Annotated in this window: 25 protein-coding genes and 1 riboswitch; of the genes, 9 read left to right on the top strand and 16 right to left on the bottom strand. The window is 72.6% G+C overall.

The window, feature by feature from the left end; all coding sequences use genetic code 11:
- Nucleotides 1–13: 13 nt before the first annotated feature.
- The 3 genes from AB0B14_RS03180 to AB0B14_RS03170 all read left to right on the top strand — a co-directional run bounded on the left by AB0B14_RS03180 (nt 14) and on the right by AB0B14_RS03170 (nt 3084).
- On the top strand, nt 14–1276 hold the full coding sequence (locus tag AB0B14_RS03180) for a DUF2786 domain-containing protein (RefSeq protein ID WP_357072497.1): 1263 nt from the start codon (nt 14–16) through the stop codon (nt 1274–1276).
- Between the two features lie 177 nt (nt 1277–1453).
- The gene (locus tag AB0B14_RS03175) at nt 1454–1810 is read left to right on the top strand and encodes a YciI family protein (RefSeq protein WP_355027449.1); all 357 of its coding nucleotides are present in this window, start codon (nt 1454–1456) and stop codon (nt 1808–1810) included.
- Nucleotides 1807–3084 (top strand): DUF6596 domain-containing protein, encoded by a 1278-nt coding sequence (locus AB0B14_RS03170; RefSeq protein ID WP_357520974.1) that lies wholly within the window; start codon nt 1807–1809, stop codon nt 3082–3084. The genes AB0B14_RS03175 and AB0B14_RS03170 overlap by 4 nt, the downstream gene beginning before the upstream one ends.
- A gap of 24 nt (nt 3085–3108) precedes the next feature.
- On the opposite strand, the gene AB0B14_RS03165 is transcribed toward AB0B14_RS03170, so the two are convergent.
- The 7 genes from AB0B14_RS03165 to AB0B14_RS03135 form a co-directional block, all read right to left on the bottom strand.
- Complete coding sequence (locus tag AB0B14_RS03165) at nt 3109–4557, bottom strand: alpha/beta hydrolase (protein ID WP_357520972.1); 1449 nt, start codon at nt 4555–4557, stop codon at nt 3109–3111.
- 120 nt (nt 4558–4677) lie between these two features.
- A complete protein-coding gene (locus AB0B14_RS03160) occupies nt 4678–4947 on the bottom strand; it encodes a hypothetical protein (RefSeq protein ID WP_357072506.1) in 270 nt (89 codons plus the stop codon).
- Nucleotides 4944–5291: a helix-turn-helix domain-containing protein gene (locus AB0B14_RS03155; RefSeq protein WP_357072509.1), complete on the bottom strand. Its 348-nt coding sequence runs from the start codon at nt 5289–5291 to the stop codon at nt 4944–4946. The genes AB0B14_RS03160 and AB0B14_RS03155 overlap by 4 nt, the downstream gene beginning before the upstream one ends.
- Nucleotides 5292–5454: 163 nt before the next feature.
- A complete protein-coding gene (locus tag AB0B14_RS03150) occupies nt 5455–5628 on the bottom strand; it encodes a CsbD family protein (protein ID WP_357072512.1) in 174 nt (57 codons plus the stop codon).
- A gap of 74 nt (nt 5629–5702) precedes the next feature.
- Complete coding sequence (locus tag AB0B14_RS03145) at nt 5703–7952, bottom strand: heavy metal translocating P-type ATPase (RefSeq protein WP_357520970.1); 2250 nt, start codon at nt 7950–7952, stop codon at nt 5703–5705.
- A 13-nt stretch (nt 7953–7965) separates the two neighbouring features.
- The gene (locus tag AB0B14_RS03140; protein WP_357520968.1) at nt 7966–8922 is read right to left on the bottom strand and encodes a hypothetical protein; all 957 of its coding nucleotides are present in this window, start codon (nt 8920–8922) and stop codon (nt 7966–7968) included.
- 14 nt (nt 8923–8936) lie between these two features.
- Nucleotides 8937–9146, bottom strand: a complete 210-nt coding sequence (locus AB0B14_RS03135; RefSeq protein WP_357072518.1) for a copper ion binding protein — start codon at nt 9144–9146, stop codon at nt 8937–8939.
- Nucleotides 9147–9242: 96 nt separating this feature from the next.
- Here AB0B14_RS03135 and AB0B14_RS03130 point away from each other — a divergent pair, with 96 nt between their 5' ends.
- The 3 genes from AB0B14_RS03130 to AB0B14_RS03120 all read left to right on the top strand — a co-directional run bounded on the left by AB0B14_RS03130 (nt 9243) and on the right by AB0B14_RS03120 (nt 12522).
- Nucleotides 9243–9539 carry a metal-sensitive transcriptional regulator gene (locus AB0B14_RS03130; protein WP_030329541.1) on the top strand — a complete coding sequence of 99 codons (297 nt, stop codon included), beginning with the start codon at nt 9243–9245 and terminating at the stop codon, nt 9537–9539.
- Nucleotides 9540–9830: 291 nt separating this feature from the next.
- Nucleotides 9831–11201, top strand: a complete 1371-nt coding sequence (locus AB0B14_RS03125; protein WP_357072521.1) for a YibE/F family protein — start codon at nt 9831–9833, stop codon at nt 11199–11201.
- Nucleotides 11202–11367: 166 nt separating this feature from the next.
- Nucleotides 11368–11498, top strand: a riboswitch (cyclic di-AMP (ydaO/yuaA leader).
- Between the two features lie 4 nt (nt 11499–11502).
- The gene (locus AB0B14_RS03120) at nt 11503–12522 is read left to right on the top strand and encodes a hypothetical protein (RefSeq protein WP_357072524.1); all 1020 of its coding nucleotides are present in this window, start codon (nt 11503–11505) and stop codon (nt 12520–12522) included.
- Nucleotides 12523–12579: 57 nt separating this feature from the next.
- Here AB0B14_RS03120 and AB0B14_RS03115 read toward each other — a convergent pair whose 3' ends face one another.
- A complete protein-coding gene (locus AB0B14_RS03115) occupies nt 12580–13287 on the bottom strand; it encodes a carbonic anhydrase (protein WP_357072528.1) in 708 nt (235 codons plus the stop codon).
- Between the two features lie 228 nt (nt 13288–13515).
- Between AB0B14_RS03115 and AB0B14_RS03110 the strand changes: the two genes are divergently transcribed.
- Together AB0B14_RS03110 and mycP are read left to right on the top strand one after the other, a co-directional pair.
- Nucleotides 13516–13851: a MarR family winged helix-turn-helix transcriptional regulator gene (locus tag AB0B14_RS03110; RefSeq protein WP_357072531.1), complete on the top strand. Its 336-nt coding sequence runs from the start codon at nt 13516–13518 to the stop codon at nt 13849–13851.
- A gap of 51 nt (nt 13852–13902) precedes the next feature.
- Nucleotides 13903–15144 (top strand): type VII secretion-associated serine protease mycosin, encoded by a 1242-nt coding sequence (gene mycP / locus AB0B14_RS03105; protein ID WP_357520966.1) that lies wholly within the window; start codon nt 13903–13905, stop codon nt 15142–15144.
- Between the two features lie 129 nt (nt 15145–15273).
- Here the strand turns inward: mycP and AB0B14_RS03100 are convergent, their stop codons facing one another.
- The 7 genes from AB0B14_RS03100 to eccCa all read right to left on the bottom strand — a co-directional run bounded on the left by AB0B14_RS03100 (nt 15274) and on the right by eccCa (nt 21868).
- Complete coding sequence (locus tag AB0B14_RS03100) at nt 15274–15552, bottom strand: WXG100 family type VII secretion target (protein ID WP_357072537.1); 279 nt, start codon at nt 15550–15552, stop codon at nt 15274–15276.
- Nucleotides 15553–15577: 25 nt separating this feature from the next.
- Nucleotides 15578–15886, bottom strand: a complete 309-nt coding sequence (locus AB0B14_RS03095; RefSeq protein WP_088986628.1) for a WXG100 family type VII secretion target — start codon at nt 15884–15886, stop codon at nt 15578–15580.
- Between the two features lie 165 nt (nt 15887–16051).
- Nucleotides 16052–16321 (bottom strand): hypothetical protein, encoded by a 270-nt coding sequence (locus tag AB0B14_RS03090; RefSeq protein ID WP_357520964.1) that lies wholly within the window; start codon nt 16319–16321, stop codon nt 16052–16054.
- A gap of 23 nt (nt 16322–16344) precedes the next feature.
- Nucleotides 16345–17070, bottom strand: a complete 726-nt coding sequence (locus AB0B14_RS03085) for a hypothetical protein (RefSeq protein WP_357520962.1) — start codon at nt 17068–17070, stop codon at nt 16345–16347.
- 31 nt (nt 17071–17101) lie between these two features.
- Nucleotides 17102–17395, bottom strand: a complete 294-nt coding sequence (locus AB0B14_RS03080) for a hypothetical protein (RefSeq protein WP_357520960.1) — start codon at nt 17393–17395, stop codon at nt 17102–17104.
- 17 nt (nt 17396–17412) lie between these two features.
- The gene (locus AB0B14_RS03075) at nt 17413–17835 is read right to left on the bottom strand and encodes a YbaB/EbfC family nucleoid-associated protein (protein ID WP_357072549.1); all 423 of its coding nucleotides are present in this window, start codon (nt 17833–17835) and stop codon (nt 17413–17415) included.
- A 67-nt stretch (nt 17836–17902) separates the two neighbouring features.
- A complete protein-coding gene (eccCa, locus tag AB0B14_RS03070) occupies nt 17903–21868 on the bottom strand; it encodes a type VII secretion protein EccCa (RefSeq protein WP_357520958.1) in 3966 nt (1321 codons plus the stop codon).
- A gap of 165 nt (nt 21869–22033) precedes the next feature.
- Here eccCa and eccD point away from each other — a divergent pair, with 165 nt between their 5' ends.
- The gene (gene eccD / locus AB0B14_RS03065; protein ID WP_357520957.1) at nt 22034–23431 is read left to right on the top strand and encodes a type VII secretion integral membrane protein EccD; all 1398 of its coding nucleotides are present in this window, start codon (nt 22034–22036) and stop codon (nt 23429–23431) included.
- Nucleotides 23432–23441: 10 nt separating this feature from the next.
- Here eccD and AB0B14_RS03060 read toward each other — a convergent pair whose 3' ends face one another.
- Complete coding sequence (locus AB0B14_RS03060) at nt 23442–24629, bottom strand: type VII secretion protein EccE (protein WP_357520955.1); 1188 nt, start codon at nt 24627–24629, stop codon at nt 23442–23444.
- Nucleotides 24630–24662 lie beyond the last annotated feature (33 nt).

Raw genomic sequence — 24662 nt, 5'->3', positions numbered from 1 at the left:
GAAGGAGGTGCCCGTGCCGGACGCGGACGAACTCGTCGCCAACGCACTCGCGGCGGTGCGCGGCACCGACGTACGGCAGGCCGAACGGCAGCTGGACCAGCTGATGGTCGGCACCGGCGCGGCGGACGGCACCACGGCGGTGGACGCGGCGCTGGTGCGTCGCCTGGTCCGCGGCCTGGCGCGGCTCTGGCCGCGCGGCTGGCAGCCGGTCGACGTGGACCGGATCACCGCGCGGCGGCTCGACGCCCGCGCGGCGCGGCTGGTCCGCGACGCGATGGCCGTGCAGCGGCGCGCGCAGTCGGATCCGGTCCCGGCCTGGTTCGACGAGCAGTTGCGGGCGTTGGCCGCCGAGGTGCGGGCGGACGACGAAAAGGTGCTGTCCGGCTGGTCCGCCCGCGAGGCGCTGGACCGGGTCGACGCGCTCCGCGCGGCCGTGGACGTCCTCGCGCTCGTGGAGAGCCTGCCGCCGATCGCGGTGCTGCGCCCGCCACCCGGGTCGAGCGGGGCGGCGCTCCCCCGCACGGCCGGTACGGCGCGCAGCGGGTCGCCGATGCTGGACCGGGTACGGGCGCTGCTGGCCAAGGCCGAGTCGACGACCTTCCCGGCCGAGGCGGAGGCGCTGACCGGTAAGGCGCAGGAGCTGATCGCCCGGCACAGCATCGACGAGGCGCTGCTGGCCGCCGGGTCGGAGCGCGGCGACGTGCCCGGCGGGGTACGCCTGAGCACCGACACCCCGTACGCGGGCGCGAAGGCACTGCTGGTGCAGGAGGTGGCGGCGGCGAACAGGTGTGAGGCGGTCTGGTCCGACGATCTCGGCTTCGCCACCGTGCTGGGCTGGCCGGCCGATCTGGTGGCGGTGGAGTTGCTCTACACCTCGCTGCTGGTGCAGGCCACCGCGGCCATGTTGCGGGGTCGGGCCGAGCGGCGGGCGGGGTCGGGGCGGCGGACGAAGGTCTGGGACGAGTCGTTCCTCAACGCGTTCGCGCTGCGGATCGGCGAGCGGTTTCGCGCGGCAACCGAGGCGGCCACCGACGCGGCGGACCGGGCGGCGGCCGAGACGGCCGGGGCGGAGCGGCTGTTGCCGGTGCTCGCCGCCCGGGGCGAGGCGGTCCGGGAGCGGCTGGACACGCTCTTCCCGGGCGTCACCCGGCACCGACTCAGCGTGCGCGACGCCGAGGGCTGGTCGTCGGGCACCTCGGCCGCCGACCGGGCGTCGTTGGACGTCGGCGGCGGGCGCAAGCCCCGCCAGGTGCCCGGCCGACCCGATCGGCGCTGAGCCACCTCGCGCCGAACCGATCGGCGCCGAGCCACCCGGCGTGGGACCGCCACCGGCGGAGATATCTGCGATTTCCTTCGGTACGCCGTAGGGATCGGGTTGTCGGCTCCGACCCTCCGGTGAGTCCCGCCCCGACCGGGGTGCGACCAGAGCCTGAGGAGCGTCGCCGTGAAGTACATGCTGCTGATCTGGAACCGGCCCGGCTTCACCGAGGAGCTTTCCGAGCAGGACCGCACCGCCCTGTTCGGGGAGGTCGACGAGATCATGAAGGAGTTGACCGAGACCGGCGAGTTGATCGGCGGCCAGGCGCTGGCCAATCCGTCGCAGACGTTGACGGTCCGGGCCGTCGACGGCCGGGCCGAGGTCATCGACGGGCCGTTCATGGAGAGCAAGGAGCAGTTCGCCGGTTACCTGGCTGTCGACTGCGACAGCCCGCAGCGGGCCGCCGAGATCGCCGCCCGTTGGCCGGACGTGCGCTTCGGCGGCGCGATGGAGGTCCGCCCGATCATGGACGAGGCCGGAGCAGAGATGTGACAGACGACCGGACGGTCGAGGATCTGCTGCGCACTGTCGCGCCGCAGGTCCTCGGCCTGCTGGTCCGCCGGCACGGCCAGTTCGACAGGTGCGAGGACGCGGTCCAGGAGGCGCTGCTCGCCGCCGCGACACAGTGGCCCGCGCAGGGCGTACCGGACAGTCCGCGCGCGTGGCTGCTCACCGTGGCCACCCGCCGGCTCACCGACGAGTGGCGCAGCGAGAGCGCCCGCCGCGACCGCGAGCTGGCGGTGGCGCTGCGCGAGCCGGCGTACGCCGCGGTGGCGCCACCGGCCGACGCGGAGCCCGCGGCGGCGGACGCCGACGACACCCTCACCCTGCTGTTCCTCTGCTGCCACCCGGCGTTGACCGGGTCGGCGCAGGTGGCGCTCACCCTGCGGGCGGTCGGCGGTCTCAGCACCGCCCAGATCGCCCGGGCGCACCTGCTGCCGGAGGCGACGATGAGTCAACGGATCCGCCGGGCGAAGCAGCGGATCGAGGCCGCGGGGGCCCGGTTCACCATGCCGGGGCCGGCCGAGCGGGACGAGCGGCTGCGCACGGTGCTCCGGGTGCTCTACCTGATCTTCAATGAGGGCTACACCGCGTCCAGCGGCCCGGACCTGCACCGGGCCGAGCTGACCGGCGAGGCGATCCGGCTGACGCGCGTCCTGCACGGGCTGCTGCCCGACGACGGCGAGGTGGCCGGGTTGCTGGCGTTGATGCTGCTCACCGATGCGCACCGGGCGGCTCGGCTGGGCCCGGACGGTGAGTTGGTGCCGCTCGCCGAGCAGGACCGCAGCCGGTGGGACGCCGCCGCCAGCGCGGAGGGGATCGCGTTGATCACCGATGCGTTGACCTGGTCGCCGCCCGGCCCGTACCAACTCCAGGCCGCGATCGCCGCGGTGCACGCCGAGGCGCCGACGGCGGCGGAGACGGACTGGCGGCAGATCGTCGCCCTCTACCGGCTGTTGGCCCGGATCTCGCCGAACCCACTTGTCACCCTCAACCAGGCGGTGGCGGTTGCCATGGTGGACGGGCCCCGGGCCGGGTTGGCCCTGCTCACGTCCCTGGACGCCGACGACCGCACCGCCGGGCACCACCGGCTCGCCGCCGTCCGGGCGCACCTGCTGGAGCTGGCCGGGGAGGCTGGCGCGGCGCGGAACGCGTACCTGGCGGCGGCCCGGGGCACCACGAGTCGGCCCGAGCAGCGGTACCTGGAGCTGAAGGCCGCTCGACTGGCGGGAGTGCGACGGCCGCCGACCGCCGGGCAGCTCTGACCCCGGCGGCCGGCGGCGGCGCGGTCACTCGTCGGGGTCGACGGCCGGGCAGGTGGTGCCCCGGGCCGGCACCTTCTGGTCGATCAGGTAGGCGTCGACGGCCCGCTCGACACACGGGCTGGTGGTGTAGCTGCCGTGCCCCCACCCCTCGTAGGTGAGCAGCACGCCGTGCCGGCCCAACTGCCGCGCCACGTTCGTGGCCCAGTTGTACCCGCTGGCCGGGTCGTGCACGGTGGCGGCGATCAGCAGCGGCACGTCGGTGCGTACCCGCAGGCGGTGCTGCGGGTTGGCGACCGGCGTCGGGGTGCCCAGGCAGGTCGCGAGGGCGAACACCGCCGTCGGATACCGCAGGTCGGGCGCGAGCCGGGCCACCCGGCGCAGGTGTCCGTCGTACTCCCGGTAGTCCCGGACGGGCAGGCTCCAGTCCTGGCAGAAGACCGCGAAGGGGTACGCCGCCACGGCGTCGCCGGTCGACGGTCCGGCGCTTCGCCCGGTGGTTGGGGCTTCCAGGTCTTGCAACCACTCGGCGAGCCCCGGCCACCGCGAGGTGTCGTAGAACTCCCGGTGGGTGAGCCGGCTCAACTCGAACGGGGTCAGCACGACCCCGGACCGTTTCGGGTCGGTGAGCGTGCCTGCCTCGGCGCGGGCGCGCAGTCCCTCCCAGAGCGCCCGGAAGTCCCGGCCGTGCAGGGCGCAGGCGGTGGACCTGTCACACCAGGCGACGAACTCGTCGAACGCGTCCTGCGAGGTGACGGCCTGGGTGTCCAGGAACGCGCGGGTGCCGACGCTGTGGTCCACCGCGGCCTCCAGCACCATGGCCCGGACCCGGTGCGGGAACAGTTCGGCGTACTGCTCACCGAGCAGGGTGCCGTACGAGCTGCCATGGAAGGTCAACTGCCGCTCGCCGAGCGCGGCGCGGATCGCGTCCAGGTCGCGGGCGGCGCTGATGGTGTCCACGTGGTCGTAGAGCGGCCCGGTGCGGGCCCGGCAGTCGGCCCGCAGCAGCGCGTTGCCGGCCAGTGTGGCGTCGAACTGGGCCTGGTCGGCGATCAGTTGCGGCTGCTGGGCGAGCAGGGCCCGGGAGCAGACCACCGGGTTGCTGCCGCCGGTGCCGCGCGGGTCGAAGCCGACGATGTCGAACCGACGGCGCAGGTCGGCGCTGAACCGGGAGCTGCCGTTGACCACCCGGTCGACGCCACTGTCACCCGGGCCGCCGGGGCCGAAGACCAGCGCACCCTCCCGGGTGGCCGGCTTGGCGACCCGGCGGGCCAGCGCCAGGTCGAAGCGCTCTCCCCGGGGCCGGTCCCAGTCGACCGGCAGGGACAGGGTGCCGCACTCGGCGGAGTCGTCGGCGGCACAGGGATGCCAGTCGATCGTGGGGTGGGCGGCGGCCGGGCTCGCCGGGGTCAGCCCGGCGGCCGTGAGGGCCAGGGCGACCGCCCAGCCGACTGCGGATTTGCGTACACGCAGCATGGAGTGCTGTCCTCTCCTCGAAGGAGCGTTGCCGGTGAAACTCGCCCACCGGGCGAGGTGATGCTGCTTCCACCCGGGCCGTCGAGTAGCCGCTCGACGGCCCGGGGCCTTCGGCCGTGGTCAGTCGACCTCGACCAGGACGCGTTCGACACTTGTCATCCGGGTCTCCATCCCGGCGAGCCGGCCGTCCATCGCCGCGAGCAGTCGGGCGTTCTCCGCCTGCGCCTGGGCGGCCGTCTCGGCGAGCTGGCGGTAGTCGTCCGCGCGGGACGCCTCGTACCGGGCCCGCCGGGTCTTGGCTAGCTGCACGATGGTCACCGTGGCCACGCTGACCAGGAAGGCGAAGATGCCGATCGCGCCGACCACCTCGGTCCAGTCGTGCTCGCTCATCGGTCCGCTCCTGGTTGCTCGGCCGAGTCGGGCACGGTCAGCGTCTCGGCCGCCGCCGCGATGATCTCGGGGGTGAGGGTGAGCACGAACGGCTGCACCTCGTAGTAGTTCATGGCCTTCCCGTCCTCCGACAACTCCAGGCTCGCGGTGACCAGCCCGGCCGCCGCCAGCTTCCGTAGGTGGACCTGCAACAGCGCTCGGCTGATGCCCAGTTGCCGGGCCAGCCCGCTGACGTAGGCGCGCTCGCGGGCCAGCGCGGCGACGATTCGCAGCCGGTGCGGGTTGGCCAACGAGGCCAGCACCCGCACCAGGTCGTCGCCGATCGGCGATGGGGCACTGCTCACAACCGGCCCTCGCACATGCAAAGAGAAGCTAGCAGGTATGCCCGCGCGGCGGTACGGGCCGAGGGCGGAATCAGGGGGTTCTCAGGGTCACCGGAAAGGCCGGACACACAGACACGCCGGGCCGGTGAATGATCACCGGCCCGGCGTGCGGGTACGTCGTACGTCAGCTCTTGAAGGCGTCCTTGATCTTCTCGCCGGCCTGCTTGAGCTTGGCCGTGGACTGGTCAGTGCGACCCTCGGCCTCGAGCTGCTCGTTATCGGTGGCGCGACCAGCGCCTTCCTTCAGCTTGCCGGCCGCGTCCTCGGTGGCGTTGTTGATCTTGTCGTCGATACCCATTGCCAACCTCCATTGCAAGCGTCGCTACGACAGGACCAGTACCCCCACCGTCGGCGGTCCAACCATTACCGCCGTCACAGTCCGCCACCGCCCGCCGGGCGGAACCGGCGCAGCCGCAGACTGTTGGCCACCACGAAGACCGAGGACAACGCCATCGTGGCTCCGGCGATCATCGGGTTGAGCAGCCCGGCGGCGGCCAACGGCAGGGCCGCCACGTTGTAACCGAACGCCCAGAACAGGTTGCCGCGGATGATGCCGAGCGTGCGTCGGGACAACCGGATGGCGTCCACGGCGGCGGCCAGGTCGCCCCGGACGAGGGTGAGGTCGGACGCCTCGATCGCCACGTCGGTGCCGGTGCCCATGGCCAACCCCAGGTCGGCCTGGGCCAGCGCCGGGGCGTCGTTGACCCCGTCGCCGACCATCGCCACCGACCGCCCCTGCGCCTGGAGCCGCTTGACCACGTCGACCTTGCCGGCCGGCAGCACCTCGGCGATCACCTCGTCGATGCCCACCTCGGCGGCGATCGCCCGGGCCACCGTGGTGTTGTCTCCGGTCAGCAGGATCGGGGTGAGCCCCAGCGCCCGCAGTCGGGCCACCGCCGCCCGGCTGGTCGGCCGGACCACGTCGGCGACCGCGAGCACGCCCCGGGCCCGCCCGTCCCAGCCCGCGACGATCGCCGTACGGCCGGCGGCCTCCGCGGCAGCGACGGCCGACTCGACCTCCGGCGGCACCTCGATCTCGCGCTCGCGCAGCAGCCGGGCCCGACCGACGAGCACGGCCCGCCCGTCGACGGTGCCGGTCACGCCCAGCCCTTCGAGGTTGCGGAAGCCCGTCACCGGGGGCAGCGACCCCGTCTCGCTCGCACCCGCCGCGACCGCTCGGGCGATCGGGTGCTCGGAGGCGGCCTCCACCGCCCCGGCGAGCCGGAGCAGCTCGGCCCGCTCCGCACCACTCGACGGCACCACGTCCACCAGGGTCATCCGGCCGGTCGTCACGGTGCCGGTCTTGTCCAGCACCACGGTGTCCACCCGGCGGGTGGACTCCAGCGCTTCCGGCCCCTTGATCAGCACACCCAGTTGGGCACCTCGACCGGTGCCGACCAGCAGCGCGGTCGGGGTGGCCAGGCCGAGCGCGCAGGGGCAGGCGATGATCAGCACGGCGACGGCGGCGGTGAACGCGGCGGTCGGGCCGGCCCCGGTGCCGAGCCACCAGCCGAGCGTGCCGACGGCCAGGGTGATGACGATCGGCACGAAGACACCGGAGATCCGGTCCGCCAGCCGCTGCACGGCCGCCTTGCCGCTCTGCGCCTGCTCGACCAGGTCGGCCATCCGGGCGAGCTGGGTGTCCGCGCCGACCCGGGTGGCGCTGACGATGAGCCGTCCGCCCGCGTTGATGGTGGCGCCGACCACGCCGTCCCCCGGGCCGACCTCGACCGGCACCGACTCACCGGTGAGCATGCTGGCGTCGACGGCGGAGGTGCCCTCCTCGACCACCCCGTCGGTGGCGATCTTCTCACCGGGTCGGACCACGAACCGGTCGCCGACGACGAGCCGATCCACCGGGATCAGGGTCTCCACCCCGTCGCGCAGCACCGCCACCTCCCTGGCGCCGAGCGCGAGCAGGGCGCGCAGGGCCGCACCGGCGGTCCGCTTGGATCGGGCCTCGAAGTAGCGACCGGCCAGGATGAAGACCGTCACCCCGGCGGCCGCCTCCAGGTAGATGTTGCCGGCGCCGTCGGTGCGGGTGATGGCGAAGCGGAACGGGTGCGTCATCCCGGGCATGCCGGCGTCACCGAGGAAGAGCGCCCAGAGCGACCAGCCGAACGCGGCAAGCGTGCCGAGCGAGACCAGCGTGTCCATCGTCGCCGCACCGTGCCGCAGGTTGGTCCAGGCGGCCCGGTGGAACGGCAGCCCACCCCAGACCACCACCGGGGCGGCCAGGGTCAGCGACAGCCACTGCCAGTAGTCGAACTGCCAGGCCGGGACCATCGCCAGCAGGACCACCGGCACGCTGAGGGCCACCGAGACCCAGAGCCGGGTACGCGGACCGCGCAGCGGATCCGCCGGCTCCTCGGCCGTCGGCGCGGCCGGCAGCGCCGCCGTGTACCCGGTCTTGCGCACGGTCTCGATCAGGTCGTCCGGGGTGACGCCGTCGGCGTACCGGACGGACGCCTTCTCGGTGGCGTAGTTGACGGCGGCGCTCACCCCGTCCATCCGGTTGAGTTTCTTCTCGATCCGGGCGGCGCAGGCGGCGCAGGTCATCCCGCCGATCGCCAACTCGATCCGGTTGGGTGCCTCGGGCAGCGGTCTGCTGGTGGTGGTCATCGTCTTCGTCCCGTCAGTTGTGCCCGTGCCCGGGCGTGCCGTGGTCGGCACCGCCGCTCGGCGCGGGTCCGCTCGGGTTGCTCCCGGCCGGCGGGGCGTCGGCCGGCGGGGTGCCGGTCACGACTGTGAACTCGGCGGTGTGCACCGCCCCGCCGTGCCGGAAGTCGAGGTAGAGCCGGTAGCTCCCGGTCGAGGGCACGTCGGCGAGGAAGGTGACGGCCGGGCCGGGTTGGGTCCGCCCGTCGCCGGGCGTCCCGTCCGGGTGCACGTGCAGGTACGCGAGGTCACCCCGGCGCAGTGCCACCAGGTGCCCGTACGCGCCCAGGTAGGGCTCCAGGTCGGTGACCGGCCGCCCGTCCCGGCTGACGGTGAGGGTGAGCGGCGAGGTGCGGCCGGGCCGCGGCGCGCCGGTCAGGGTGACCGTGTAGCCGTCAACGGTGGTGCTTGTCGCCGGGGCGGGCAACTGTCGTTCGGTCAGCGCACCGGGCACTGTCACGTCCACGCCGAGCGTCAGCGGCTCACCCCCGGTCGGGGTGAAGTCGGCGAACGCCCGCCACTGCCCGGGGCCGGCCAGCGGTGTGCCGACCCGCCAGGTGCCGTCCGCACCCAGGTCGGGGTGCACGTGCCGGAAACCGGACAGGTCCCGGCGGGCCACGATCAGGTGCATCCGCCTGTCGTGTGCCACGTCGTACCGGGTCACCGGCTGGCCGTCCGGACCGGTGATCCGGAAGGCGAACTGGTCGGCCGGGGCGGCGACCGGGACGAGGGTGTAGCCGCGGTCGGAGACGAGCAGCCCACCGGGAATCCGGTCGGCCGGCTCGCCGCGTTCTTCAGTCGTGTGGACGGCGTCGCCGTCATGCCGGCCCTCGACGACCGGGGTGCGGTCGGCCACCCGGCCGACCGTGTAGGTGGCGCCGAAGATCGCCGCGAGGCCGGCAGCGAATCCGGCGAGTCTCGTCACGGTACGCATGCCGGCCCCCGCGCTCACGCGTCGACGAGGTCGTAGCCGGCCTCGTCGACGGCGGCCCGGACGACCTGCACGTCCAGCGGCTGCTCGCTGCTCACGTTGACCTGGCCGGTCGCGAGGTCGACCTGGACGTCTCGCACGCCCGCGATGGCGCCGACCTCGGCGCTCACCGCGCTGACGCAGTGCCCACAGGTCATGCCCTGCACCTGGAACGTGGTGTTGACCATCGGATCGTCTCCTTTGCCGTTACCGGTACCCGGTGGGGGTATCAGGTCCGGAAGCGACCGTACCATACCCCCCGGGGGTAGGCTATCCTGGTCGGCATGACCGCACCCACCCCGATCCGCGGGTACACCGCCAGCAAGGACCAGCTGCTCGCGCGGCTCCGCCGAGTCGAGGGCCAGGTCCGCGGCATCGAGAAGATGGTCGACGACGACCGCTACTGCATCGACGTGCTCACCCAGATCTCCGCGATCCAGGCCGCCCTCGACAAGGTGGCGCTGGGGCTGCTCGACGGACACGCCCGGCACTGCATGCACGAGGGGGCCGCCGAGGGGCGGGCCGACGAGATGGCCACCGAGATGATGGCGGCCGTCGGCCGGCTGATGAAGCGCGGCTGACCGCCCCGCACCCCGACGCCGGCACGCGGCGGTTCCCCGTCACGACCTGCGCCCCCGGGCCGGGCTGGTTAGCATTCCCCACGATGACCCCCCGCATGCCGCTGCGCGAACGGGCACCGGCGTCGCCACGCCGTGGCGTCGCCGCTGGCCACCCGGGCCGGGCACTGACCATCCGTGATCAGGTGGTCGCCGGTCAGCGATCCACCGCGTCTCCCGCCGCGATTCCACGGTGCGGATGAACCGACCGGCTCACTGACACGTACCCCGCACCGGATCGTTGGGAGTCTCGCCTTGGGTTCCGACCACACCCGCTCTGCTCCGTCCGCCCCGCCCCGGGTGCGGCGGCTCCTCGTCGTGACGGTGGTGCCCCTCTTCGTCGCCACCGTGCTCGCCGCGGCCCTGCTCTGGCCGCGCGGCGGGACACCGCAGACCGACGCCGGGGCGGACGTGCCGCGCTACGGCGGCACGGTGACCCGGGTGGTGACCGAGCCGTGCCCGCCGCTGCCGTCGAGCCCCGAGGGCACGCCCCGGGTCGGCGGCGGGCCGTGCGGCACTGTCGACGTCCGGGTGGACGACGGGCCGACCGCCGGTCAACAGGTCCGGACACCGATCCCCGACGGACCCGGCGCACCACGGGTCGAGGTCGGCGACGAGGTCATCCTCGTCGAGCTGACCGATCCCGTCGATCCCAGCACCAGCAACTGGAACATCGCCGAGCACCAGCGCGGCACCCCGATGCTGTGGCTGGCGGTGATCTTCGCCGCGGCGATCGTCGCGTTCGGTCGGTGGCGGGGTCTGGCCGCACTCGCCGGGTTGGCGGCCAGCTTCGCCATCCTGCTCACGTTCGTGCTGCCGGGCATCGGTGCCGGCAAGTCGCCCCTGCTGGTGGCGGTGGTCGGCGCGGCACTGATCATGTTCGTGGTGCTCTATCTGACGCACGGGGTCACCGCACAGACCTCGGTGGCGGTGCTCGGCACCCTGGGCAGCCTGGTGCTGACCGGGCTGCTCGCCACCATCGCCACGGCCGCGACCCACCTCACCGGCTTCGGCAGCGAGGACGCGACGACACTGTCGATGTTCCAGGCCGACGTGGACCTACACGGCCTGCTGCTCGCCGGGATCATCATCGGATCGCTCGGGGTGCTCGACGACGTGACGGTCACCCAGGCGGCCACCGTCACCGAGCTGGCGCACGCCAACCCCGGGCTGACCCGGTTGCAGCTCTACCGCGCCGCGACCCGGGTCGGCCGCGCGCACATCGCCTCCACTGTCAACACCATCGTGCTGGCGTACGCGGGCGCGTCGCTGCCCCTGCTGCTCCTGCTCACCGCCGACTCGCGGCCGATCGGGCAGATCCTCACCAGCGAGTTCCTCGCGCAGGAAATCGTCCGCAGCGCGGTCGCCACGCTCGGCCTGATCGCCGCCGTGCCACTGACCACCGGGCTGGCCGCGATCGTGACCGCCGCCGGACGCGCCGACGCCACACCGCCCGCCGACGCCGCCCGGCGGCCACCGGAGCCGGACCGGGCGGAGCCGCTGGCCGCCCTCAGCTCACCGCGAACCTCTCGACCCGACGAGCCGGAGCAGACCCGGACCCCACCCCCATCCACGGCCACCGACGGGTGGCCGGAGTCGAACAGGAGCACGGAAACGGCATGGTGACACTCCTCAGCGTGACCAGATCGGATCTCCACCCTGAGAACCGCGTCACTGATCACCCAGCGCTATGGCGAAATGACACTTTTGGTCGGCAGCCAGGCGTAGCTCACGCAGTCGACTCTCGGGTAACCTCGCTGCCGGTTACCGATGAAGGCGCGAAGCGGCGCCTGCGGTGCCACCGCCCAATCGCCAACCGGCGAGCCGGGGACCCAGGTATGTGGGGTGAATCCGCGTCAGCGGTAGGGGCCACTTCCGCCCCGAACCCGTCAGCTAACCCGGTCGGCGGTCGACGGAAGGGAACATTGTGACGGCACCCCTACGCCGCTGGTTGACACCCGTGGTGGCCGTGATCGCCGCACTGACCGTGCTCGCCGGGCCCCTGCCGGCCCACGCCGCCCCGACGACCCCGACACCGTCCGGGCACGAGGAGGACGGCGAGCCGAAGCTGCTCAACGACGTCATCGAGCAGGCCAACCGGGACTACTCCGCCGCCAAGTCCAAACTGGACAAGTCCAAGAAGCGTCAGCTGGAGCTGGCGCTGGAGGTGGACCGGGCCAAGGCCGACCTGGACGCGTTGGCACCACAGGTCGGGCAGATCGCCGCCCAGTCGTACCGGACCGGTCGGATCGGCGCGCTCGCGATGCTGCTCGAAAGCGACGCTCCCGACACCTTCGTGCAGCGCGCCGCGATGCTCGACGAGATCAACATGGTGAACGAGAACAAGCTCGCCGAGGTCAACGCGGTGAAGGCCCGCGCCGAGCAGGCCAAGTTCCTCCTCGACACCGAGGTTCGCGAGCAGCAGAAGCAGACCGCCGTGATGGCCAAGCGGAAGAACGAGGCCGACAAGGCGCTCTCGCTGGTCGGCGGCAAGGGCTTCACCGGCGGCCTGGTGGACGCCACCTCGCCGGTCGCCAAGATCGGGCCGGGCCGCACCGCCGACGGTGACTGGAAGGCGCAGTCGTGCAGCGAGGACGACCCGACCACGTCCGGCTGCATCACGCCTCGCACGCTGCACGCGTACAAGGAGGTCAAGCGGGCCGGCTTCAACCGGTTCGTCGGCTGCTACCGCCCCGGCGGGCCGTGGGAGCACCCGAAGGGCAAGGCCTGCGACTGGTCGCTACAGAAGAGCGGCTTCGCGCCCTGGCACAACGAGGACACCCGGACGTACGGCAACAACGTCGCCGCGTTCCTCATCCGTAACGCCGACCGGCTCGGCATCTACTACGTGATCTGGAACCGGCAGATCTGGTTCCCGGCAAGCGGTTGGAAGTCGTACAGCGGGCCGTCGAACCACACCGACCACGTCCACATGTCGCTGCTCTGACCCACCGGATCCTCCGTCGAGGGCCGCTCCGCCTCGGGCGGGGCGGCCCTCGACGTGTCAGGCGGCCGACCCGGTCGGCACGTCGAGCGTCGCGAAGCCGGCCGGCACCGCCGCCACCGGGCGCACGACGCCGGCGGCGAGCCGGTATGACACGCCCACCACCGCACACCGCCCCTGTGCCACCTCGTCGGCCAGCACGGGCGACTGCCCGAGCAGCGTCTCGACGGTCTGCGCGATGTGGATGTCGACGATGCCGTCGATGTCCTCCACACCCTCGGCACGGGCCCGGGCCAGACTGGGCAGCACGGCGTCGACCACCGCGCCCAGGTGCCCGGGAGGCTGCGTGCCGGTCGCGGCGGACTCCCGCGCCGCCTGCACCGCCCCGCACGAGTCGTGGCCGAGCACCACCACCAGCGGCGTGCCGAGGACTGTCACCGCGTACTCCACGCTGCCGAGCACCTCCGGACCGGCGGTGTGCCCGGCCGTGCGGACCACGAACAGGTCACCAAGCCCTCGGTCGAAGATGATCTCGGCGGCCAGGCGGGAGTCGGAGCAACCGACGATCACCGCGAACGGGTGCTGCCCGTCGGCCACGGCGGCCCGGCGCCCGGCGTCCTGGTTGGGGTGGCGCGGGGTGCCGCTGACGAAGCGCTGGTTTCCGGCGGTCAGCTCGGCGTACGCCTGGACCGGATCGCTGATCGCGGACGCCCGGTCGGTGGTCCGCTGCGGACCCGGCTGTCCGCCGGACGTTCCGGGACGACTCATCCCCGCACCTCGTATTCACGCGTTTTACCTGGTCAACCGGCTTGTCAGCCGGGCCGGCGGTGGGCGCTGGCTCGGGCTCCACCGTCACACGCACCGTAAGATGCGTCAAGGTATGCGTGATTTACATTTCATACGTTGACTCCGGGTCGACCCCTGAGCGACGCACCGCGGGCACGGCGGACGAGACTTCCGGGGGCAGGGCGGACATCCGAAGGAGGCGGTCACACCATGGCGAGCACTGCGACGGGCGAGACCGGCGGCGGGCGGAACTGGACGTTCCTCACCAACCACGGGCACGTTCTGCTGGCCATCGCCCGCGACCCCACCGCCCGGCTACGCGACGTCGCGGCCGAGGTCGGCGTGACCGAACGGGCCGCGCAGGCGATCGTCGCCGACCTGGAGGCGGGCGGATACCTGCACCGCACCCGCGTGGGCCGGCGCAACGAATACACCCTCAACCCGTCCGGCCGGTTCCGGCACCCCGCCGAGGCCGACCGGCAGGTCGGCGACCTGCTCGCGCTGTTCGCCGAGACGCCCACCACCGAGGTCGGCCCGCCGGCCTGACCCTCGGTCGCCGGGCCGCTGCCCGACGGGGCACAGCGGTAATCTCTGCGAGTGCGCGAATGCCCGCCGTTGAGCGCGACCAACCCGTTCCGCCGCAGTGGCCGTGCCGCTCGCGGTGTCCTCAGTGCAGCCCTGGCTGCCCTGCTCGGCACCACCGTTGTGGCACCCGTGCCGGCGCGGGCGGCACTGCCCGCCTGCGGGCCGGTCAGCGAGGAGGGCCTGACGGCGATGCCGTGGGCGCTGCGCCGGCTGGAGCCGTCCGCGGCGTGGCCGCTGTCCCGGGGCGCCGGCGTGACGGTGGCAGTCATCGATTCCGGGGTCTCCGCGGTCCACCCGCTCCTCGCCGGCCAGGTGCTCGAGGGCCGCGACTTCAGCGACCTGGCAGCCAACCAGGGCCAGTGCGACCTGGTCGGGCACGGCACGATGATCGCCGGCATCATCGCTGGCCGGGAGGGCACCGGCGCCCCGTTCAGCGGGGTCGCCCCGGCGGCCCGCATCCTGCCGATCCGGGTCCTGCCGGACCTCAAGGACACCAGGGACGCCCAGCTTCCGGTGCAGATCGCCGCGGCGATCGACTGGGCGGTCGAGCAGGGCGCCGACGTGATCAACCTGTCCCTCACGACAATTCCCGGCCCCGAGCTGACGGCCGCCGTCGACCGTGCGCTGGCCAGGCAGGTGGTGCTTGTCGCCGCCGCCGGCAACCGGGTGGAGAATCAGCAGGACCGGCCGGGATACCCGGCCGCGTACCCCGGGGTCATCGCCGTCGGCGGGGTGGACGAGCTGGGCGGTCACGTGGGCAGCTCGATCAGCGGCGACTACGTCGATATCGCCGCACCGGGGTTGAACATCATCGGGCCAGCACCCCAGGGCTCCGGCTACCGTGCCGAGCCGACCGGCGGCACCAGCTTCGCCGCCGCGTACGTCTCGGGGGTGGCCGCGCTGGTCCGGGCCGCCTACCCCACTCTCACCCCGCGGCAGGTCGCCGAACGACTGGAACGCACGGCGGACAACCCACCGGGGGGCCACAACGCCGACATCGGTTACGGCGTGGTCAACCCGTACCGGGCGGTGTCGAGCCTGCTGGGCACCCGGGAGAACCCGCCCGTCGGCGCGCTCCCGGCGCCCGTCGCGCACGACGACCCCCTGGCCTGGCAGCGCACCGCCGCGATCTGGGCGGCGGCGGTCGGCGGGCTGCTCACCGTGCTGCTGCTGATCGCACGACCGATCGTGGCCCGGGGCCGCAAACGCGACTGGCGCCCGGGCCGACGCCCTGACGCACCGGCGGCCAGCTGACCTGGTGGATGGTGGTGGCCGGCGATCGAGCCGGCCGCACGTCGCCCCGCTGCCGCCGCGCCACGGGCACCACAAACCAATGCGGCTCCGGCCCGGACGAACCGGACCGGAGCCGCACCGGTGAATGCGTCAGCTCCACACCTTGGAGTTGCTCATCTCCGTGGTGAGGTAGTTTTCCCGGGCGATGCCGACGGCACCGCCGATCTCGTTCAGGATCCGGTTGATGTCGCCAACCGCCGCATCCCACTTCGCCTGGTGCTGCTCGTAGGCAACCCGGTCCTCGCCGTCCCAGTGGAGCTTGGTCAGCATCGCCCGAAGCGTGTCGAGCTTTTCCTCGAGCGTCTTCGAGATGGCCTGCATCTGCTGATTGCTGCTCTCGAGGACCGCGTAGTCAACCTTGATCGTCACGATTTCCCCCTCTGCTGCCTGCGGATCACGGGTTGAGAGCAGAGTGGAACTTGTCCAGCATCTGCTGCTGCTCTTCGTCGTTGACCTGATGCGTCGTACCCGACTTGTCGAGCAGGTCAGCGATGTTGTCCATCGCCGTCAGCAGTTTGACGGTGTCCTCGTTCCAGCGCGTCATCAGCGACTGGAAGCCCGTGGACGCCTGACCCTTCCACGCCATGGCCAGGTCGTCGACAACGTTCCACAGCTTCTTGAGCTCGCCGTCGACCTCGCTGCGCGTGGACCGCACGTCACTCGCGGCGGTATGCAGAGTCGCAGCTTCGACCTCGAACGCCATGCTTCACACCCTTCCGTCATGTTGTGGTGGCGGCTTTGCCGCACCCCTCCCCCGCGGCAAGGCAGCAACACCCCACCGACGGACACTCCAGTGAAGACCGTAGCGGAATACGACCAGCCCTCGCAGCCCTGGCCGGCGCCGTCCGATGGATACCGGTGAATCGGCTCAGGCCGACCGGGAATACGAGCGGACATGCAGCACCGCGCCGATCACGAGGATGGCCACCAGCAGCGCCACGGCCAGCCAGAGCGCCGGCACGTCGAGCGCGCGGTGCAGCACCACCGGGACCAGCGCGGCGATGCCCGTGAGCAGCACCAACTCGCCTGCTCGTCGCGCCCGCACCGACCCGCGGACCTGCGCCACCAGCGCCAGGCCGAGGAAGACCGGGACGGTCAGCAGGAAGTACACGAACAGGTAGAACAATGCCTGCGGCATCGCCGCTCCCTCTCGACCATCGCTCAGCGGTAGAACGAGTCGTCCTTGACCCAGTCGATTTTGATGTCCCGAATGTTGGGGTCGGTGCCGGTGGCAGCCCATCCCGGCCGCGAATCCGACACGAAGGCGAACTGGTCGTTGCCTCGGAAGCCGTCGGCAATGGTGGTGAACAACCCACTGATGTCGGCGAAGACCACCGCGAGCACGGCAGCGGCGACGGTCATGCCGGCGACGCCGATCGCCTCCGCGATCGGCGCGGTCGCCGGGAACATCTGGAGCGCGATCGAGGCGATGACCGCCACCAGGATCGGGATCAGCGCGTCGACAAGCGCGTTGACGGCGTCGTTGAAGGCGTCCCGGGCCGCGGTCAGGGTGTCCCGGTTGGCGTTGAACGCCTCGGCCAGCGAATTGATCTCGGCCTTCAGCTTGCGCAGGAACACCTCGAAGGCGTCGCGGTCGTCGAAGTCCCACTCGTCACTGCCGGGGACCACCTCGTCCAGTGCCGCGCCGAACTGGTCACCACCGAGCAGCCGCGCGGCGTCGCCCCACTCCTTGATGGACTTGTTGACCTCTTCGTTGTCGAACGACTCGAGGTAGGCGATCGCGGCCACCAACACCCCGGCGAAGGCGATCCAGGCCCAGTTGCCCCGGGCCACGCCGGCCAGTGTCCGCACCGGCGCGGTGGCCGCGGCGACGCTGTGCGAGCCGACCACGGCACCCGCGGAGTTGGCGATCAGGATCTCCGACATTGCGGGCTCCCTCCGTCTGCGGCGGACCGTCTCACTTGACGACCCACGGTTGGTCGGACCGCTCCCAGTTCTTCGCTGACTGCTCCAGATTTGCCGCGGCCGTCTGCAGGTGGACGATCCCGGACCGGAGATTGGCCAGATGCCCGTCCACCGAGCCGTTGTGCGCCGCCACGGTGGAGCCACCGAACATGGTCAGCGCACCGCCGGGGAGCTTGACGCCCTCCAGCAACTGCTGCGCGTTACGCAGATACTGGATTGGACCGTCGGCCGCCTCCATTTTCCTGGCGGCACCGCGGATGGCGTCGACGTCGACCTTGTTGGCCATCGGGCCCCTTTCTCTCGTCAGCCACGCAGCCGGCGCAGCGGGTCGTTGAGGTCCACCCCGAACTGCTTGAACCACTCCTCCGGGGTGAGCGTGCCCGCCTCGGCACGCCGGACCAGGTCGGGCCCACCGAGCATGTCCGTCAGCAGCTCCCGCGCCCGCTCCGCGTGCAGGGCGTACGCCGCGTCGATCGCGGCCTGCACCGACTCGGCCAGGCTGAAGCTGTCCAGACGCATCGCCCGCGCGTTGACCTCGACCCCGGTGACCTTCTGCTCACCATCGACGGTGACCTGGACCAGCCCGTCGGGGCTCTCGCCGCGCACGCTCAACTCGGCGCGCTGGCGCTGGAACTCGGCGAGCTGGCGCTGCTGCTCCTGCGCCTGCCGCAGCAGCCCGTCGAGGCCAGCGCCCAACCCGGCACCCGGCGTCCACGATGTGCCCACAGGATCCTCCCAACGGATGTGGCGGTACGCCGCACGTTACCGGAGCAGCCCGGCCCTGACCGTCCCGTCAGGACGGCTCGGACCAGGCGGTCTGGATCAGCTGTTGGCCGTCGCGTCGGCGGACCAGGGTGCCCCGGCCCGGCGGTTGCGGGCTCGGACGCAGGGTGCCGAAGACGGCGCCCTCCTCCCGGTTGCCGGACATCAGCAGACCCGGCGAGTCCAGCTCGCGCAGCCGCTGGAGCACCGGCTCGTAGAGCGCCCTGGACACACCACCGACGCGACGCGTGACGATCAGGTGCAGACCGATGTCGCGCGCCTGCGGCAACAACTCCTGCAGGGCGCTCAGCGGGTTGCTGCCACCGGAGGCCACCAGGTCGTAGTCGTCCACCAGGATGTACAGGTCCGGGCCCTTCCACCAGCTACGATCGCGCAGCTGGGCGGTGGTCACGTCCGGGCCGGGCAACCGGTTGGACAACGCGCTGCGGATCGACGCGAGCCCCTGGGCGAACGCCTGGTTGGACGGGGCGTAGTCGAGCAGGTGATCGCCCTCCACCGCGCCCAGCAGGCCACGCCGGTAGTCGGCGATCACCAGCCGCGCCTGGGCGGGCGTGTACCGCTCGGTGATGCCCCGGGCGATCAGCCGCAGCAGGTTGGTCTTGCCGCACTCGGCGTCGCCGAAGACCGTCAGGTGCGGCTCGTTGGCCAGATCCAGGTAGACCGGCGCGAGCGCCGACTCGTTGACACCGATCGGCAGACCGGGCGCCGACCGGTCGATGATCCGGGCCATCTCGGCCACCGGCAGCCGGCGCGGCAGCAGCCGCACCTTCGGCGCCGGACGACCCGGCCAGTTGGCCGCCACGTGCCCGGCCAGGGCCACCGACGCCTCGCCCAGGTCGTCGATGTCCCGACGACCATCGAGCCGCGAGACGGCGGTGAGGAAGTGCAGCTTGTCCCGGGTCAGGCCACGGCCGGGCGCCTTCTCCGGCACGTTCATCGCCGCGCGGCGGTCGATCTCGGACTCGGACGCGTCGCCGAGACGCAGCTCCAACTTGGTGCCGAGCAGATCCCGCATGTTGATCCGGATCTCCGCCCACCGCACCGCGGTGAGCACCACGTGCACGCCGAAACCGAGGCCCCGGTTGGCCAGCGTGGTGATGGTCTGCTCCAGCTCCTCGTACTCCTGGCGCACCGTGTTCCAACCATCCACCACCAGGAACACGTCACCGAACGGGTCGTCGGCGAACTCGCCGGCCGCCCGGCGACGACGGTAGCTGGCCACCGAGTCGATGCCGTGCTGGGCGAAGCGGGTCTCCCGGTCGTCCAGGATCGCGACCACCTCGGCCACCGTCCGGCGGACCGCCTCGACGTCCCGGCGACCGGCCACCCCGGCCAGGTGCGGCAGGCGCTCCAGGCTGCGCAGTGCGCCTCCGCCGAAGTCCAGGCAGAAGAACTGCACCTCTCGCGGTGTGTGGGTGAGCGCCAGCGAGGCGAGCAGCGTACGCAGCATCGTGCTCTTGCCACTCAGCGACCGGCCGACGATGACCACGTTGCCACCGGCCCCGGCCAGCTCGACCATCATCGGGTCACGGCGCTGCTCGTACGGGCGGTCCACCACCCCGACCGGCACGGTCAGCCGCCCACGACCCGGCCAGGACGCGGTGCACAACCCGTAGGTGGGGTCGACGGCCAGCGGGCCGAGCAGCTCACCCAGGCTCGGCGGGTCGGCCAGCGGTGGGAGCCACACCTGGTGTGCCGGGCGGCCTCGACCCTTGAGCTGGTCGATCAGCACGTCGAGCATCGCCACGGCCTTACCGTCGGCCGGCTGTTCGGGCTCCGGCGCGGTGTCCACCGGCATCTGCGGGAGCTGTGCGGCGACGAAGTCCAGGCCGTACGGCACGATCCTGCGCTGCACCAGCGCCTGCGACGCGGCGGCCTGCTGCCCCGGCGGCCGGTACGCCCCGGACACGTACGCGGCCCGGAACCGCAGCATGGTGCTGGTGTCCGTCTTCAGGTAACCGTGCCCCGGCGCGTTCGGCAGCTCGTACGCGTCCGGCACGCCGAGCACGATCCGGCTCTCCACGGCCGAGAAGGTCCGCAGACCGATCCGGTACGACAGGTGGGTGTCCAGGCCACGCAGCTTGCCCTCTTCGAGTCGCTGACTGGCCAGCAGTAGGTGCACGCCCAGCGACCGACCCAACCGGCCGATCATCACGAACAGGTCGATGAAGTCGGGCTTGGCGGCGAGCAACTCGCTGAACTCGTCACAGATGATCAGCAGGCTGGGCATCGGGGCCAGCGGTTCGCCGGCCGCCCGCGCCTTCTCGTACTCGAAGCGGGAGACGTAGTTGCCCGCCGCCCGCAGCAGCTCCTGCCGGCGCACCATCTCGCCGGCGAGCGCGTCGCGCATGCGGTCGACAAGCGGCAGCTCGTCGGCCAGGTTGGTGATCACCGCGCTGGTGTGCGGCAGCGCCTCCAACGAGGCGAACGTCGCGCCACCCTTGAAGTCCACCAGGACGAAGTTGAGCTCCTCCGACGAGTGGGTCACCGCCAGGGCGGCCACCACCGTCCGGAGCAGCTCGCTCTTGCCGGAACCGGTGGCACCGATCACCAGGCCGTGCGGGCCCATGCCCTCGTGCGCCGACTCCTTGAAGTCGAGCTCGACCACGTTGCCGTCCGGGCCGACGCCGAGCGGGATGCGCAGCCGGTCCCGGTGACCGCGCGGGCGCCAGGTGTGCTGCACGTCCACCGTCGCGGCGTCGCCCACACCGAGCAGGTCCGGCAGCTCCGTGCTGCGGGCCAGCGGCTCGTCGCTGCTGGCCTGCTGCTGGGAGAGCCGGTAGGGGGCGATCTGCCGGGCCAGCCCCTCGGCCGCCTCGGCGCTGAGCTGGTCGGGGCGCCCCAGTGGCGACGACGAGCTGCCGCGCACCAGGTCGAGCGACCTGCCGTCGGCCACGTCGAGGCAGAGCAGCCAGCGACCGGCATCGCGGGGCACCGTCCCGGAGAGGTCGATCACCGTGGTGCCGAGCAGCCCCGGGCCCACCAGTTGGCAGGTCGGCGAGACCTCGCCACCGTCGATCACCACGACCAGGTGCGGGGCGGTGGTCAACGGCTTGGCCTCGGGCGCGAACCGGGGCCGTCCAGCCAACTCGGCGGCGAGCGACGCCTCGGCCTCGGCGAGACTGGCGAAGACCAGCCGGCGGGCACCGGCGGCGTCGGTGCGGGCACCGTGGTGCGCGTGCGGCAGCCACTTCACCCAGTTCCAGGAGGGTTGCCGGTCGGGCGCGGCGACCACCGCGACCACCAGGTCGTCCGGGGCGTGGAAGGTGGCCAACTGCCCGAGCGCCGCCCGGGTCAGGTCGAGCACGGGCGCGCGGTCGCCCCGCAGCACCACCCGGCTGAACGCGCGCACCGACAACGCGGTCGGCAACTCGGGAACTGTGGAGTGGGCGCGGACGAACCGGCGCAGCGCGATGGCGCTCATCGGCTCCAGGTCCTCCACCGGCTTTGTCTCCGGCGGGACGATCTCCACCGCCAGGCGCTGCGGGCCGAGCGCGATCCGGGTCTCGCCGAAGTCGTCCTCGGTGGTCCGCCGCTCCCAGAGCCGCCGGGACGCCGCGATCGACCAGAGTGCGTCGGGCTCCGGGTGCCGCCAGGTCATCGCCGCCCGCTGCTGCTCCGCGGCGCGCCGGGTGCGCTTGCGCATCTGGGCCAGGTAGCGCATGTAGTCGCGCCGGTCGGCGTTCAGCTCGGCCTTGTCCTTGCCGCCGTTGTTGGCCAGCGAACCGATCGCCATGCCGAGCATCGAGACGCCGAAGAGGCCACCGGCGACGTACGTCATCATGCCGCCGCCCTTGCCGGCGTAGAGGAACGCCATCGCGCCGACCCCGCAGAACATCGGCAGGATCATGAGCAGCTGCCCCATCCCGCGGGGCGTCGGTTCGGGCAGCTCGGGAGGGGACTCCAGCAGCACCTCACCGCGCGGTAGAGCCGGTCCCGGCTGACGCGGGAGCCGGCGGAACACCACAGTGCTCACGGCTGTCTCCTCCCCAGAAGCGGCCTGATGACGTGCCGCCGCGGGCCGGAGCCCGCGGGTGGGCATCGTACGTGCCCGCCATCGTAGGTAATCTGCCGTGGGCGCGGTGGTCCCGGAGCGCGGCATCGCGGCCTGCCGAGCACCGACGCACACCTGGAGGCCACTGTGGCGACGAAGACGGCGACCGGTGGGCTGAGCCGGATCACCATCGTGGCTCCGCGTACCCGGATGGACCTGGCTCTGCCGTCGGACGTGCCGATGGCCGACCTGCTCCCCACCCTGCTGCTCTACGCCGGCGAGGACATGGCCGACGAGGGCGCGCGGCACGGCGGTTGGGCACTGTCCAGGTTGGGTGGTGCGCCGCTGGACGGTGGTCGTACCGCCGCGCAGCTCAGTGTCCGCGACGGTGAGGTGCTCTACTTCAACCCCCGGTCCGCGGCGGCCCCGGAGATCGTCTTCGACGACGTGGTGGATGCCGTCGCCACCGCGACCAACCAACGCCCCGGTGCCTGGCAGGTCGGCGCGACCCGCTCCTTCGCGGTGGTGTTCGCGGCGTCGGCGCTCGGTGCCGGTGCGCTCGCCGCGCTCTTCGCCGGCCCGCCGCACCTGCCCGGCGCGCTGGCCGCCCTGCTGGTGGCGGTGGCGTTGCTGGTCGGCTCGGCGGTGCTGTCCCGGGCCGCCGGGGACAGCCGCACCGGCGCGGTGCTGGCCATGGTCGCCCTGGGGTACGCCGCCGTCGGCGGCCTGTTGCTGCTCGCCGGCGATCGGCCACTCACCGAGTTGGCCAGCCCGCACGTCCTGCTCGCGGCGACCGCGGCGGTGGTGGCCGGTGCGGTCGCCGTGCTGGCGGTCGGCGACCGTTATCCGCTCTTCTTCGCCGCGATCGGGGTGGGGGCCGCGACCGGCTTTGGCGCGTTGCTCTGCCTGGTCCTCGATCTCGACGCGCCGGCCTCCGCCGCGGTGGTGGCTGCTGTCGCGTTCGCGGTGGTGCCGGCACTGCCGATGGCTGCCTACCGGCTGGCGCGACTGCCGGTGCCCTCGATCCCGACGGGTCCGGAGGATCTGAAGACCGACAGCGAGTCGGTCGACGGTCGGCAGGTGCTCCAGCGCAGCGAACGCGCCGACCAGTTCATGACCGGTCTGTTGTGGACCGTCTCGGTGCTAGTGCTGGGCGCGCAGATCGTGCTCGCCCTGGACGGGCGGGTGTCGGCGGTGCTGCTGTGCCTGGTGCTGGCCCTGCTGTCGCTGCTGCGGGCCCGCCCGTTGCTGGGCCGCGCCCAGCGCACCCCCGTGCTGCTGGCCGGCACCGTGGGGCTGGGTCTGGCCGCCGCGGCCACCTTCGCCGGCGGGTCGCTGCCGGTCCGACTCGGCCTGATCCTCGGCGGGCTGGTGTTGGCCGCCGTGGTCAGCCTGATCTACGGCCTGACCGTCGCCGGCAAGCGCATCTCGCCGGTCTGGGGTCGGCTGCTCGACATCGCCGAGATCATGCTGATCATCTCGCTGGTCCCGCTCGCCTTCTGGGTCTGCGGCCTCTACGGCTGGATCGTCAACCTCCGGCCCTGACCGCCCCCGGTCAGCGCTGTTGCGGACGGGTGGTGGCGCCCAGCGCCGACGCGACCGGCGCGGTGGCGTAGACGCCCGGTCCGTGCTGACCGTCCATGGCCCGGGTGGACGTGCCGGTGCGTTGCGCGATGTCCCGGACGACCTTGACCAGCGCCTCCACGTGGTTGTCCATCGCCGCGACCCGCAGCAGCGGCGACGCCACCCGACCGTCCGCCGACACCGTCGTCGCCACCGTGTGCGACGGCGCCGAGGTCGCGGTGATCGCGTCCACCAGCGGGCCGAGCGGCACGTCCGTTCGGCCACGCAGCACCAGGCAACGGTGGGTCCAGCCGCCGCCGCGCAGCCCCTGCCAGGTCTCCGCCGGCACCTCCGGCCCCAGGTCCAGGCCGGCGGCCGAGACGATGGCCGCGCGCAGCTCGTCCCGGGTGAGCGGCCGATGGGTCAGGCCCGCCGAGGTCAGCGCCTTACCCAGCCGACCGATCCCGGCGGCCACCGTCCGGTGCACGCCGGCAAGTCCGCCGCCCCGGCTCACCGCCTCCGCCCGCGCGTCGGCAACGGTCAGCCGCAGCGCCACCCAGACGGTCCGGTGTGCCGCCGGCGGAGCACCGGGCGCCGGATACCAGACCAGGGTGTGTGCGACCACCTGGGTACGCGAGACCGGGGCACTGAAGTCCGTGAGCACGCGCACCACCTCGTCCACGGTGGACGCACCCACCGAACCGGCGGTCGCACCGCCGGTGGGCTGGAGCGCGACCGCCGCGAACCAGCCCTCGTCGTCGCGCCCGATGCCGAGCCGGGTGCCGCGGTCGGTCAACTCGATCACGCTCAGCTCGGGGGCGAGCGCGGCCAACCGCGGGTCGCCGGCCGTGCCGCCGCCCAGCGCGGCCGACGCGCGCTCGCCGCGCCGCCGCAACCGCCCGCGCAACAGCAGGTCCTCGAACCACCACAGGCCTCCTCGGCGGGCGAAGGTCGCGGCGAGGATCAGCACCGCCACACCGGTCGTCACGCCGAGCAGCCAGCTGGGCCCGGCCGACGCGGCCCACACGCCGACCACGCACAGCTCCAGTACGACGAGCTGCCCGACGAGCACCGGACCGACGCGTCCACGGCCGGGTCGGTCGATCGGCGGCGTCGGTCGCGTCGCCCCGTCGGACGGGGCCGTGGCCGCTCGGGCGGGTCGCGCCTGAACCTGCGTCATCGCTGACTGTCCCTCCTGCACGGTACGGCTGGG

The sequence above is a fragment of the Micromonospora sp. NPDC049171 genome (assembly GCF_040648275.1).
Taxonomy (GTDB): Bacteria; Actinomycetota; Actinomycetes; order Mycobacteriales; family Micromonosporaceae; genus Micromonospora.
Note: the sequence above shows the minus strand (reverse complement) of the source record. Positions and strands in the feature narration are given on the sequence as shown.

Bases quoted from the DNA above. Each gene is read 5' to 3' on its own strand.
- AB0B14_RS03060 (WP_357520955.1), bottom strand. From the start codon at position 24,629: ATGACGCAGGTTCAGGCGCGACCCGCCCGAGCGGCCACGGCCCCGTCC.
- AB0B14_RS03095 (WP_088986628.1), bottom strand. From the start codon at position 15,886: ATGGCGTTCGAGGTCGAAGCTGCGACTCTGCATACCGCCGCGAGTGAC.
- AB0B14_RS03115 (WP_357072528.1), bottom strand. From the start codon at position 13,287: ATGAGTCGTCCCGGAACGTCCGGCGGACAGCCGGGTCCGCAGCGGACC.
- AB0B14_RS03130 (WP_030329541.1), top strand. From the start codon at position 9,243: ATGACCGCACCCACCCCGATCCGCGGGTACACCGCCAGCAAGGACCAG.
- AB0B14_RS03135 (WP_357072518.1), bottom strand. From the start codon at position 9,146: ATGGTCAACACCACGTTCCAGGTGCAGGGCATGACCTGTGGGCACTGC.
- AB0B14_RS03145 (WP_357520970.1), bottom strand. From the start codon at position 7,952: ATGACCACCACCAGCAGACCGCTGCCCGAGGCACCCAACCGGATCGAG.
- AB0B14_RS03085 (WP_357520962.1), bottom strand. From the start codon at position 17,070: ATGTCGGAGATCCTGATCGCCAACTCCGCGGGTGCCGTGGTCGGCTCG.
- AB0B14_RS03150 (WP_357072512.1), bottom strand. From the start codon at position 5,628: ATGGGTATCGACGACAAGATCAACAACGCCACCGAGGACGCGGCCGGC.
- AB0B14_RS03140 (WP_357520968.1), bottom strand. From the start codon at position 8,922: ATGCGTACCGTGACGAGACTCGCCGGATTCGCTGCCGGCCTCGCGGCG.
- AB0B14_RS03175 (WP_355027449.1), top strand. From the start codon at position 1,454: ATGCTGCTGATCTGGAACCGGCCCGGCTTCACCGAGGAGCTTTCCGAG.
- AB0B14_RS03090 (WP_357520964.1), bottom strand. From the start codon at position 16,321: ATGCCGCAGGCATTGTTCTACCTGTTCGTGTACTTCCTGCTGACCGTC.
- AB0B14_RS03160 (WP_357072506.1), bottom strand. From the start codon at position 4,947: ATGAGCGAGCACGACTGGACCGAGGTGGTCGGCGCGATCGGCATCTTC.
- AB0B14_RS03080 (WP_357520960.1), bottom strand. From the start codon at position 17,395: ATGGCCAACAAGGTCGACGTCGACGCCATCCGCGGTGCCGCCAGGAAA.
- AB0B14_RS03165 (WP_357520972.1), bottom strand. From the start codon at position 4,557: ATGCTGCGTGTACGCAAATCCGCAGTCGGCTGGGCGGTCGCCCTGGCC.
- AB0B14_RS03110 (WP_357072531.1), top strand. From the start codon at position 13,516: ATGGCGAGCACTGCGACGGGCGAGACCGGCGGCGGGCGGAACTGGACG.